General features: G+C 63.5%; 2 protein-coding genes and 2 pseudogenes. 2 read left to right on the forward strand and 2 right to left on the reverse strand.

Annotated features, from left to right (window positions below; genetic code table 11):
• Positions 1–169 (forward strand): annotated as a pseudogene (locus AHiyo1_RS28335) (short-chain dehydrogenase); the annotation flags it as partial.
• A 60-nt stretch (positions 170–229) separates the two neighbouring features.
• On the opposite strand, the pseudogene AHiyo1_RS17790 reads toward AHiyo1_RS28335, so the two are convergent.
• Together AHiyo1_RS17790 and AHiyo1_RS17795 are read right to left on the reverse strand one after the other, a co-directional pair.
• Positions 230–540 (reverse strand): annotated as a pseudogene (locus tag AHiyo1_RS17790) (putative quinol monooxygenase).
• A gap of 9 nt (positions 541–549) precedes the next feature.
• Entirely contained in the window at positions 550–1584 is a 1035-nt protein-coding gene (locus AHiyo1_RS17795) for a LacI family DNA-binding transcriptional regulator (RefSeq protein WP_059389427.1), read from the reverse strand.
• Positions 1585–1823: 239 nt separating this feature from the next.
• Here AHiyo1_RS17795 and AHiyo1_RS17800 point away from each other — a divergent pair.
• Positions 1824–3329 (forward strand): NAD(P)H-dependent oxidoreductase (locus tag AHiyo1_RS17800; protein WP_253257433.1); only part of this gene is annotated, 1506 nt, incomplete at its 3' end.

The following is a 3329-nucleotide window of genomic DNA, read 5'->3' on the forward strand; positions in this document are numbered from 1 at the left end:
GGGGTCCCAGCTGGCCGCCGAACGCCTCGGTCCGCTCATGCAGGCCGCTGTCCCCAACCCTGCGACGGCCGCGCAGCTGGCAGCCTCCATCACCTTCCTGCTCAGCGACGACGGCACCAACGTCAACGGCGCCATCCTCGCGTCCGACGGCGGCTGGTCGGCGCTGTAAGGCGGCTCTCTAGGCAAGACGACGACGGCGGGAGCGTCCCGCCGTCGTCGTCTCGTGATGCTAGAGCGTACCCTGAACCGGATTTCCCGCAGGATCGGCTCGTGGCGCATCACGTCGACCGGGCGTTCAAGGAGACCGTGGAGGGCCGCGTTTAGCCTTTTGACCGGTTCGCCGTCGCCGTGGGCGTCGAGCAGTTCGGCGGACTCCCACTTCTCGATCATGAGGATCTGGCCGTTCGGTGAGTCGTGGATGGCGTACAGCAGGCAGCCGGGCTCCTGGTGGACTTCTGCGATGGCAGGGGACAGGGCGGCGACGACCTGGGCGAACGATCCTTCCTTGGGCGTGAACGTGGCGGTGACGATGACGGGCATGGGTTCTCCTTAGTGAATAGCGGTTTGGGCGAGAGGCGCGCAGCTGCTGCGGGCCAGGAAATCTGCTTTGACTTCGATGAGGCGGGGGCCGTCTGGCAGTTTGCCCTGCATCCTGCCCAGCACCAGTTCGAGGGAGTGTACTGCGAGCATGTCCAGGGGCTGCCTGATCACGCTGAGCGGCGGTGACATGAGTTCGGTCCAAGGATTGTCATCGAAGACGATCACGGAGAGTTCCTCCGGGATTCGGATGCCGACTTGGACCAGCCGCCTGACCGAACTTTGCACCTGGGCGGTGTTGGCCACGATGAGGCCAGTTGGTGGCTGGGGCATGGCGAGGAGGGAGCCGACGGCGTCTCCGCCCGAGTCGCCACGGAACGGCACATCTCGGATCAGGAGCGGATCGACGGCGAGGGACGCGTCCTCGTGTGCGGCCCGGTAGCCATTGATTCTTGCCCGTCCCGTCGACGTGCTGCGCGGACCTGTCACCAGGGCTATCCGTGTATGGCCGAGGCCAATGAGGTATTCCGTGGAGCGCTTGGCGGAGTCAAAGTTCTCGATACTGACGACGTCCACATCGGTGAGTTCGTCGATGGTGCGGTCAACGAACACCACATTCACGCCCAGGTCCTGCAGGCGCGCCCACTTTTCGATGTTACCTCCAGTGGGAGTTGCTATGACCCCGCTGACGGAACGGTCGAGGAGTGTGTCCAGGGAATCGGCTTCCAGGTGCGGATCTTCCTGGGTCGTCATCAACACCACTTGGATCCCGTGGCTGCGGGCCTCCCAGACGATGCGGTCAGCGAGGCGTGCAAAGAACGGGTTGGACAGGTCAGTGACCACCAAGCCAATGGTGAGCGCGTGTCCTGCGCTCAGTTCGCGGGCCGCGGCCCGGGGACGGTAACCCAGTTCGTCGATCACCCTGAGGACGTCCTGCCGCTTGGCCGGTGCCACTGGTCCTGAGTCCGGGTTCAATACCCGGGACACCACGGAGACGGAAACGCCCGCGGTCGCCGCGACATCGCGAATGGTCGGGGCCTTCTTCACCGCTCCTCCTTGAGGGAATCGATTGGGCATAAGTCTTATGCTGCGGCTCCTCGCGGCCCACCGTCATCGTCATGAAGGCGCTTGGCTTGGAGTCGTTGACACAGCTTAGCACCGGGTGGTACAAAAGTGGAACCGGTTCCACTCCGGATAGTTTTCACGCAAAACGCGACAAAGAAGTTGTCCCTCCGCTCAGGCGGCCAGGTTTCCTTCGCATCGCACTCCTATGAAGAGAGACTCCAGTGAACCTTCACAAACTCCTTGTCGACCGCGAGCAGGAAGGCCGTCCCATCAGGGTTGGCCTCATTGGTGCCGGGCGTTACGGCACGATGTATCTTGCCCAGTCCAACAACATTCCCGGGATCCACGTGGTGGCCATCGCCGACATCAACGTGAAGCGCGCGGAAGGCGCTTTCGCCCTTGTCGAATGGCCGGCCGAGCAGATCGCCCCGGACATTGCGACGGCACTCAAGGACCGCACCACGGCAATTGTGGCCAACGCCGACGAACTGTTCGACGTAGACATTGACGTGATCGTGGAAGCCACCGGCAACCCGATCGTGGGAATCAAGCACGCCCTGCGCGCCATCGAAACCAAGAAGCACATCATCATGGTGACCGTTGAGGCTGACGCGTTGGCGGGGCCGGCCCTGGCCAAACGCGCAGAAGCCGCCGGAGTCGTATATTCGATGGCCTACGGCGACCAGCCGGCCCTCATCATGGAACTGGTTGACTGGGCGCGTACCAGCGGATTCGACGTTGTCTGCGCGGGCAAGGGTGCCAAGTACCTGGAGCACTACCACGAGATGAACCCGGACAACGTCTGGGAGAACTGGGAATTCTCGAAGGAGCTCACGGACTCCGGGCAGCTCAACCCGTACATGCACACCTCGTTCCGGGACGGCACGAAGGCGGCAATTGAAATGGCCGCTGTCGCCAACGGTGCGGGCCTGGCGCCGTCGGACTCCGGGCTCAGCTTCACGCCGGGCAACGTCGAGGAGATCGCCACGATTTGCCGGCCTAACGAGGTCGGGGGCTCGCTCGCCCATGAAGGCAGCGTGGATGTCATGTCCAGCGTGAACCGTGATGGCAGCTGGATCAGCCACAACACCCAAGAAGGCGTCTTCGTCGTTGTCAAGGCAACAAACGCATACGTTTCCGGCTGCTTCAACGAATATCCGTGGCACCCGGACCCGACCGGCCAGTACGCAGCCCTGTACCGCCCGTACCACTACGTCGGCCTCGAACTGAACGTGTCGATCGCAAATGCGGCGCTCCGGGGAATTGCAACCGGCGCGCCCGTCGGTTTCTTCGGCGACGTGGTCGCCACCGCGAAGAAGGACCTCAAAGCCGGCGAGTTCCTCGACGGCGAAGGCGGATTCACGGTGTGGGGCAAGCTGGTTTCGGCCAAGCACTCGGTGGCCACCGGGGCCCTGCCGGTGGCCCTGGCCCACCACGTGGAACTGCGCAACGACGTCGCGAAGGGTGCGATCGTCGGCTGGGAAGACGTCATCATTGATGACTCGTTGTCTCAGGCCCTCGAGCTGCGCCGCGAAACGGAAGCTTCATCGCCCAGGCCGCCTCCGTGGGCGCCTGACCCAACCCGTTTGCTTCCGTCATCCGGATCGCATCCTTCCAATGAAGAAAGGCATCGCATGAATACCAAGACCCGCGCCATCACCGGAGTGCTAGCCTGCAGCTTGGCTGCAACTGCCCTTGCCGGATGTGCCGCCGCCGGCGCGTCCGGC

Source organism: Arthrobacter sp. Hiyo1 (assembly GCF_001263615.2).
Lineage (GTDB): Bacteria > Actinomycetota > Actinomycetes > Actinomycetales > Micrococcaceae > Arthrobacter.